Here is an 8,049-nt window from a genome sequence, read left to right as displayed (position 1 = left end):
TGCTGCCGGCGGCACGGCCGGGCTCGCGCTACTAACAGTCGACGGGCTGCACCCCTCCGCCGACGGGCAGCCGCTCATCGCCTCGAGCCTCGTCGAGGCGCTTGCGCCCGAGGACGAGCAGGACACCCCGGGGTCAGCCGGCACGGGGCGCGACCCGGCGCAGGGCCCAGACGAATCCACCCGGCCCTCCTGAGGTCAGGGCCGCCGCCTGCGAGGCGGCGCCCAGAGCGGTCAGGTAGCCCGCCGGGTCCGTGCGGGCGAGGTCCAGCGACGGGCGGGCGCCGTCGACACCCAGTCCGCGCAGCGCCTCGCGCTGGGCGAGCAGTCGGTCGGCGCCCAGCGAGTCGACGGCGACGTGCGCGGTGAGGTCGCAGGACCCGTCGGGTACGGGGGCGGTGAGTGACCCGTGTGCGAAGCCGACGAGCGTCCCGGCCACGGGGCGGTCGTCGCGGGTGTGCGCGTAGTCGACGGCGACGACGAGCCCCGAGCCCACGCGGTCGACGAGACCGGCGAAGGCCTCGTCGCGGGCGCGGCCGACCTCGACCCGGTCGCCGGGGGAGTGCGGCCCCGGCCACCACTGCTGCGTCCACGCCAGGTCGGCGCCGCCGAGGGGGGCGCCGAAATGCTCCGCGCCGTCGGGGGCGACGAGCACCTCGCGCAGCACGCCGTCGTCGTCGGCCTCGGCGACGGGGCACGGGACGACGTCGAGCCACTCGTGGGCGAGCACGAGCGCCTCGTCGAGCCGCCCGAGGTCGGGCAGGTCTCGGCCGCCGGGGGAGCGGACCCACTCGACGCGCTCCGGCAGGCCCGCAGGCCGGTCGATGACGTCGACCCCGACGAGACGGAGGGAGGGGACCGCCACCTCCGCCATGGCCGCCAGCAGCTCGCCGCGACCGCAGGCGACGTCGACGAAGGTCGTGAGGTGCTCCCTTCGCGCCAGCTCGAGGAGGGCGGCCGCGAGGACACCGGCCGTGCCCCCCTGAGCCGAGGTCGCGAAGTGCCCGGCCGGGGCCTCCGGGCGCCGGTAGAACCCCCCTTCGCCGTACAGGGCGTCCGCCCACGCCTCCTGCCACGTCCGCTCCACCCCCACCGACCCTAGGTACCTGCCCTCCCCCAGGCGCGCACACCCCGTGGCAGATGTCAGCCGACGTGCGCATTTCCCTAGGGAGATGACGGTCTGGGTGGGGATTTCCCTAGGGAGATGCGAAGGGGAGGGGCCGCGCGGGTAGCGTCGGGGCGGTGAGCAGCCCCGCACCGCAGCCCTCTCCCGCACCCCGCCAGCGACCCACGCTGCGTGTCGGGGTCGTCGGCGCCGGACGGGTCGGTGCGGTCCTGGGCGCGGCGCTGCGGTCGGCGGGCCACGAGGTCGTCGGCGTCTCCGCGGTCTCCGACGCCTCCCGTGACCGCGCCGAGGTCCTCCTGCCCGGCGTCCCGGTCCTCACCGTCCCCGAGGTCGTGCGCTCGGCGCAGCTCGTGCTGCTCGCCGTGCCCGACGACGCCCTGACCGACCTCGTCGCCGGACTGCACGCCACCGACACTTGGGTGACCGGACAGCTCGTGGCCCACACCTCGGGACGGCACGGGCTGACCCCCTTCGCTCCCGTCGCCGACCGACTGCTGCCCATGGCGATCCACCCCGCGATGACCTTCACCGGGACCAGCCTCGACCTCGCGCGCCTCAGCGAATGCTGCTTCGGCATCACGACGCCGGAGGAGCTGCGGCCGGTCGCCGAGGCGCTCGTCGTGGAGATGGGCGGGGAGCCGGTGTGGGTCCCCGAGGCGGCCCGGGGCCGCTACCACGCCGCGCTCGCCCACGGCAGCAACCACATGGTCACGCTCGTCGCCCAGGCCCTCGAGGTCCTGCGGTCGGCCGGCATCGACCCCGCCGACCGCGTGCTGCGGCCGCTCCTGCAGGCCAGCCTCGACAACGCCCTGTCTTCGGGCGACGCCGCCCTCACCGGACCGGTCGCCCGCGGCGATGCCGGTACCGTGGCCGCGCACCTCGCGGAGCTGGCCGCCCTGCCCGAGGACGTCGCCACTGCCTACCGGGCGCAGTCCCGGGCCACCGCCCTTCGCGCGCAGCGCAGCGGACGACTCCGTGAGGACGCCGCCGCCAGGATCCTGACCACCCTCGACGAGGAGACCCGATGAGCACCGCCCCCGTCGTCGCCCGCACCCGCGACGAGCTCGGCCCGGCCCGCGCCGCCCTCACCGAGGGTGACGTCGCCGTCGTCATGACCATGGGTGCCCTCCACGAGGGACACGCCCGCCTCATCCGCACCGCCCGCGAGCGGGCCCGCCACGTCATCGTGACGATCTTCCTCAACCCGCTGCAGTTCGGGCCCAAGGAGGACCTCTCGCGGTACCCGCGCACCTTCGACTCCGACCTGGAGATCTGCACCCGCGAAGGCGTCGACCTCGTCTTCGCGCCCACCCCCGACGTCATCTACCCCGACGGCGACCCCGGCGTGCGCATCTCCGCCGGTCCGCTCGGCGACGTCCTCGAGGGCCAGTCCCGGCCGGGGCACTTCGACGGGATGCTCACCGTCGTCGCCAAGCTCATGCACCTCACCCGCGGCGACCTCTTCTACTACGGGCAGAAGGACGCCCAGCAGCTGCTGCTCATCAAGCGCATGGTCCGGGACATCGACTTCCCCGGCAGCGTCGTCGCCGTGCCGACGGTCCGCGAGGAGGACGGCCTGGCGATGAGCAGCCGCAACACCTATCTCTCCCCGAGCGACCGTGAGACGGCGCTCGCGCTCTCCCGCGCGCTGCGTGCCGGGGCCGACCGCGCCGTCGAGGGGCCCTCCGCCATCCGGCGGGCCGCCCGCGAGGTGCTCATCGAGGAGCCGCTCGCCCTCGTCGACTACCTCGTGCTCGTCCACCCGACCACCCTCGAGGACGTCCCCGAGTGGTACAAGGGCGAGGCGCTGCTCGCCGTCGCGGCGCGGGTCGGCACGACCCGCCTCATCGACAACCTGCCGGTGCTCGTCGGCCCGGGGGGAGGGCCCCGGGAGACCTTCGCGGAGGGGCCGGCCGCGGCTCCCGCCGGCTGACCCCCTTCGCTCCCTTCGTCCGCATTTCCCTAGGGAAATGCCCCCACCATGCGTATTTCCCTAGGGAAATGCCCCCACCATGCGTATTTCCCTAGGGAAATGCGGATCAGTGCTCCCGCATCAGGCATCTGCCGGGGAAGTGCGCGGGGCCCGGCGCGACTCTGCGAGACTGGGGGACGCACACCTCGCCACACACGACAAAGGACACTCGCGTGCAGCGCTTCATGCTCCACAGCAAGATCCACCGCGCCACGGTCACCCAGGCCGACCTGCACTACGTCGGCTCGCTCACCATCGACATGGACCTCCTGGACGCCGCGGGCATGCTCCCCGGCCAGCAGGTCGACGTCGTCGACATCGACAACGGCAACCGACTGACGACCTACGCCATCGAGGGCGAGCGCGGCAGCGGCATCGTGTGCATCAACGGCGCGGCGGCACGCCTCGTCTCGCCCGGTGACCTCGTCATCATCATCGCCTACGCCGCGATGGACGACGACGAGGCGCGCACCTTCGAGCCCAACGTCGTCTTCGTCGACGGCGACAACAAGATCGTCGAGCAGTACCACGACGCGGGCGACGTACCCGACGGCTACGGGCTGAAGACCTCTGCGGTCACCCACCGCGACCACTCGGGGGACGGCGCCCTCGGTGGGTGACCCCGCGGCGGTCACCCTGCCGAGGTTCCTGACCTCCCCTTCGCCGGGGTGGACGACGGAGGCAGACGTCCTCGTCGTCGGCTCCGGCATCGCCGGCCTGACCTGTGCGCTGCGGCTGCGCGAGCACGTCGAGCGGGTGCTGCTCGTCACCAAGACCGAGCTCTCGGCCGGGTCCACCGCCTGGGCCCAGGGTGGGATCGCTGCCGCGCTCGCGCCCGAGGACTCGCCCGCCGAGCACCTCGACGACACCCTCGTCGCCGGCGTCGGCCTGTGCGACGAGTCCGCCGTCGAGGTCCTCGTCACCGAGGGCCCGGCCCGCGTGCGCGAGCTCATCGGGCTCGGCGCGCGTTTCGACACCGACGCCTCCGGAGAGATCACCCTGACGCGCGAAGGGGGTCACCACCGTGACCGGATCGCGCACGCCGGCGGCGACGCGACCGGTGCCGAGATCTCCCGGGCGCTCATCGCCCAGCTCGAGGCCGTGCGCGCCGACCCGGGCATCGAGGTCATCGAGCACGCGCTCGTCGTCGACCTGCTGACCTCCGACGAGGGCGTCGTCTGCGGCGCGACCGTGCACGTCATCGGGGAGGGAGAGGTCGACGGCATCGGCGCGGCCCACGCCCGCGCCGTCGTGCTCGCCACCGGCGGGCTGGGACAGATCTACTCGGCGACGACCAACCCTCCCGTCGCCACGGGCGACGGGATGGCGGCGGCCCTGCGCGCCGGCGCGGCGCTCGCCGACCTCGAGTTCGTCCAGTTCCACCCGACCGTCATGCACCTCGGGGCCGGTGCGACGGGCCAGCAGCCGCTCGTCTCAGAGGCCGTGCGCGGCGAGGGCGCCGTGCTCGTCGACACGACCGGTGAGGCCTTCATGACGGGTCTGCACCCGATGGCCGACCTGGCGCCCCGCGACGTCGTCGCCCGGGCGATCCTCGACCGGATGGAGGCGACCGGGTCCGACCACGTCCTCCTCGACGCGCGGCACCTCGGTGGCGACTTCCTCGAGCGCCGCTTCCCGACGATCGTCGCCCGCTGCCGCGAGCTCGGCATCGACCCGGCAACCGCGCCGATCCCCGTCGCGCCCGCCCAGCACTACGCCTCCGGCGGTGTCCGCACCGACCTGCACGGCCGGACCAACCTCGTCGGTCTCTACGCGTGCGGCGAGGCCTCGTGCACCGGGGTCCACGGGGCCAACCGTCTCGCGAGCAACTCGCTGCTCGAGGGTCTCGTCTTCGCCCACCGCATCGCCGAGGACCTCACCGCGCGGCTGGCCGCAGGCGAGCTGCCGCCGGCCACGCCGCGGGGCGAGGGGCACGACGGGCCTGCTCGACTCCTCGCGTCGGGCGCAGCTGCAGCAGGTGATGACGAAGGGGGTCGGCCCGCTCCGGTCCGCGCAGTCCACGACCGCAGCGCTCGCCGACCTCGCCGCCCTCGCTGCCGGCACCGACGGGCCGGCCGAGCCGGGTCCCCGCTCGTGGGAGACGACCAACCTGCTCCACCTCGGTCAGGCCCTCGCGACCGCGGCACACCTGCGCGAGGAGACCCGCGGCGGGCACGTCCGCCGGGACCACCCCGAGCACGACGACGACCGGTGGGCCGCCCACCTCGTGCACGTGCGCGACCCCGATGACGGCGAGCTCGCCGTCATCAAGCTCGACGTCGCGCTGGCCTGGCCGGAGGGCGACGAGGACGTCGACGGCGACGACCCACAGGAGGGCATGCAGTGACGGCGCTCGACTTCCCGACCGAGGCCGCTCGGCGGCTCGTCGCCACCGCTCTCGACGAGGACCTCGGGCCCGACGGTCTCGACGTCACGAGCACCGCGACGATCCCCGCCGACCAGCAGGCGACCGGCCACGTCGTCGCGCGGGAGGCCGGTGTGCTCGCCGGTGCGCCCGTCATCGACATCGTGCTCGCCGGGGTCGCCGAGCGGACGGGCGGCAGGCCGCCCGCGGTCGACGTGCGGGTCGCCGACGGGACCCGGCTGCAGGCCGGCGACGTCATCGCCGTCGTCGCCGGCGCCACCCAGCAGGTGCTCATGGCCGAGCGGACGCTGCTCAACATCATGTCCCGCCTGTCGGGCGTCGCGACCCACACCCGCCGGTGGGCCGATGCGCTCGCCGGTACGGGCTGCACCGTGCTCGACACCCGCAAGACGACCCCGGGGCTCCGCGCCCTCGAGAAGTACGCGGTGCGCGCCGGCGGCGGCACCAACAAGCGGATGGGCCTCTACGACGTCGCGATGGTCAAGGACAACCACGTGCTCGCCGCCGGGGGAGTGGGTGCGGCCTTCGCCGCGATCCGCAAGCGCCACCCCGACGTGACGATCGAGGTCGAGGTCGAGACCACCGCGCAGGCGATCGAGGCGCTCGAGGCCGGGGCGAGGTTCCTCATGTGCGACAACATGTCGACGGACCTGCTGCGCGAGACCGTCACGGCGGCGCGCGGCTGGGCCGCGGAGCGCGGCGAGACGGTCGAGATCGAGGCCACCGGTGGGCTGACCCTCGAGGTCGCTGCCGCCTACGGCGCCACCGGCATCGACTGGATGAGCGTCGGCGGTCTGACGCACTCGTCGCCGATCATCGACCTCGCGCTCGACCTCGTCTGACGTGCTGCAGGTCCGGGGACTCACCAAGGGCTACGGGGGCCGCACTGTGCTCGACGGGCTCGACCTCGACGTCGCAGCCGGCGAGGTCGTGGCGCTCGTCGGGCCCAACGGCGTCGGCAAGTCGACGGCACTGCGCTGCATCGTCGGCAGCGAGTCACCCGACGCGGGCGAGGTCCGCCTCGGCGAGGCGCTGCTCGACACCCGTGTCCCGCAGACCCGGCGCGCGCTGTGCACCGTGCTCGGCGACCTCGGCGTCCTGCCCGAGCTGACCGTCGCCGAGCACCTCGACGTGCTCGCCAGGGGTCACGGCGTGGCCGACCCGCGTGACGTCGTCGCCGGGGCGCTCGACGAGGCCCGCATCGAGCACGTCGCCGACCAGCTGCCGGGCACGCTGTCGTCGGGCCAGGCACAGCGCTTCGCCCTCGCCTCCGCCATGGTGCGGCCCTGGGCCCTGCTGCTCGCCGACGAGCCCGAGCAGCGGCTCGACGACACCGGCCGGGCCTGGCTCGGGGACTGGCTCGCCGCTCACGCCGCCGCCGGGCGCGCGGTGCTCGTCGCGTGCCACGACCCCGAGGTCATCTCCCGCAGCGGTGCCCGGGTCGTGACCGTCGAGGGCGATGCCTGAGGCTGCCGGCCCGGTCGTCCCGCCGGGTGACCTCGTCGGGGACCGGGCCTCGGCGCGGGCCGCCGTGCGGGCGGTGCGGGGCGGCACCCACACCGCCGGGTGGGGGCAGCTGCTGCAGGACTGGTACGTGGGCGCCTTCGTCACCGCGACCCTGCTCACCCTGCTCTTCGCCGCGACCGGGCCGTCGATCCTGCGCCCCGATTGCGCGACGACCTGCCTCAGCGGCACCCAGCACCGCTGGATGGCCATGGCGATGGGGCTGCTCGGCGCCGTCGCTGCCGCGGCCGGGCTGCGAGCGGCGGGTCCGGCCTGGGCCGACCCCGGCCGGGCCACCTGGCTGCTCTCGACGCCCGCCGACCGTGGAGCCCTCCTGCGCGGCGGGGTGCTGCAGGTCGCCGGGGTCGCCGCCGTGGCCGCCGGGGCCTGGGGCGTGCTCACCGGTTTTGCCCTCGCCGTCGGGCTCGGGCGCAGCGGCTCACCCGTCGCGCCCGTCGTGCTGACCGCCGTCGCGGGGGGCCGTCCTGGCCCTCGTGCTCGCCGCCGCGGCACTCGTCCGGCAGGGGCGTGCCCGCCCGATCGCGGCCGCCGCGCGCGGTGTGGCCGACGCCGACCTCCGTCGAGCGGGAGAGGTCACTGCCGCCGTCCGGGCGACGACCCTCATGCTCGACGGCACCGCTCTCGACGCCCTGACCGCACGCCGTCGGCTGGGTCGCCGAGGACGCTTCACCAGCGCCGTCGGTGTCGGGGGCCCGCTCACCGGGCTGCTGACCCACGAGCTGCGGGCGCTCGTCCGGCGCCGCTCGCGGCTGCTGTCGGCGCTGCTCGGCTGCCTCGCCGCGCTCGCCGCCGGGCTGCTCATCGGCCCCCTGGTCGGTGTCGTGCTCACCTGCATCGCCGGCCTCGTCCTCGCGCGACTCTCCGGTGGCGGGCTCACCGCATGGGTCGCCACCCCTGGTCTGCGTCGTGCCCTGCCGGCTCACCCGGGTGCGGTCGCCGCCGTGCTGGCGGTGGCCCCCTTCGCCCTCGTCGGGGTGGGCAGCTCGCTGGCGTTGCTGCCGCTCGGGCTGCCGCCGTGGGCGCCCGTGGCCGTCGCCGCCGGGG

7 protein-coding genes and 3 pseudogenes are annotated in these 8,049 nt (G+C 74.9%); 9 read left to right on the top strand and 1 reads right to left on the bottom strand.

All coding sequences use genetic code 11. From position 1 onward, the window contains the following. Positions 1-193, top strand: a 193-nt coding sequence (locus tag B277_RS19360; RefSeq protein ID WP_007929933.1) for a hypothetical protein, incomplete at its 5' end; no start/stop codon positions are given. On the opposite strand, the gene B277_RS15300 is transcribed toward B277_RS19360, so the two are convergent. Continuing rightward, the gene (locus tag B277_RS15300) at positions 134-1,084 is read right to left on the bottom strand and encodes an SAM-dependent methyltransferase (protein WP_007929932.1); all 951 of its coding nucleotides are present in this window, start codon (positions 1,082-1,084) and stop codon (positions 134-136) included. The two genes, B277_RS19360 and B277_RS15300, sit on opposite strands and share 60 nt — an antisense overlap. Positions 1,085-1,239: 155 nt before the next feature. On the opposite strand from B277_RS15300, the gene B277_RS15295 reads away from it, so the two are divergent. From B277_RS15295 to B277_RS15265, 8 genes and pseudogenes are all read left to right on the top strand, one after another. Next, entirely contained in the window at positions 1,240-2,151 is a 912-nt protein-coding gene (locus tag B277_RS15295) for a Rossmann-like and DUF2520 domain-containing protein (RefSeq protein WP_007929931.1), read from the top strand. After that, complete coding sequence (gene panC, locus B277_RS15290) at positions 2,148-3,056, top strand: pantoate--beta-alanine ligase (protein WP_007929929.1); 909 nt, start codon at positions 2,148-2,150, stop codon at positions 3,054-3,056. The genes B277_RS15295 and panC overlap by 4 nt, the downstream gene beginning before the upstream one ends. Positions 3,057-3,268: 212 nt before the next feature. Next, entirely contained in the window at positions 3,269-3,715 is a 447-nt protein-coding gene (panD, locus tag B277_RS15285; RefSeq protein ID WP_007929926.1) for an aspartate 1-decarboxylase, read from the top strand. Further along, positions 3,708-4,949 (top strand): annotated as a pseudogene (locus tag B277_RS15280) (L-aspartate oxidase); the annotation flags it as partial. The gene panD and the pseudogene B277_RS15280, both read left to right, overlap by 8 nt. Before the next feature lie 127 nt (positions 4,950-5,076). Then, positions 5,077-5,301 (top strand): annotated as a pseudogene (locus B277_RS20420) (L-aspartate oxidase); the annotation flags it as partial. 137 nt (positions 5,302-5,438) lie between these two features. Beyond that, positions 5,439-6,323 (top strand): carboxylating nicotinate-nucleotide diphosphorylase, encoded by an 885-nt coding sequence (nadC, locus tag B277_RS15275; RefSeq protein WP_007929922.1) that lies wholly within the window; start codon positions 5,439-5,441, stop codon positions 6,321-6,323. A gap of 1 nt (position 6,324) precedes the next feature. Next, on the top strand, positions 6,325-6,948 hold the full coding sequence (locus B277_RS15270; protein ID WP_007929921.1) for an ABC transporter ATP-binding protein: 624 nt from the start codon (positions 6,325-6,327) through the stop codon (positions 6,946-6,948). A gap of 530 nt (positions 6,949-7,478) precedes the next feature. Further along, positions 7,479-8,049 (top strand): annotated as a pseudogene (locus tag B277_RS15265) (hypothetical protein); the annotation flags it as partial.

It is taken from the genome of Janibacter hoylei PVAS-1 (assembly GCF_000297495.1).
GTDB classification, from domain to species: Bacteria; Actinomycetota; Actinomycetes; order Actinomycetales; family Dermatophilaceae; genus Janibacter; species Janibacter hoylei.
Note: the sequence above shows the minus strand (reverse complement) of the source record. Positions and strands in the feature narration are given on the sequence as shown.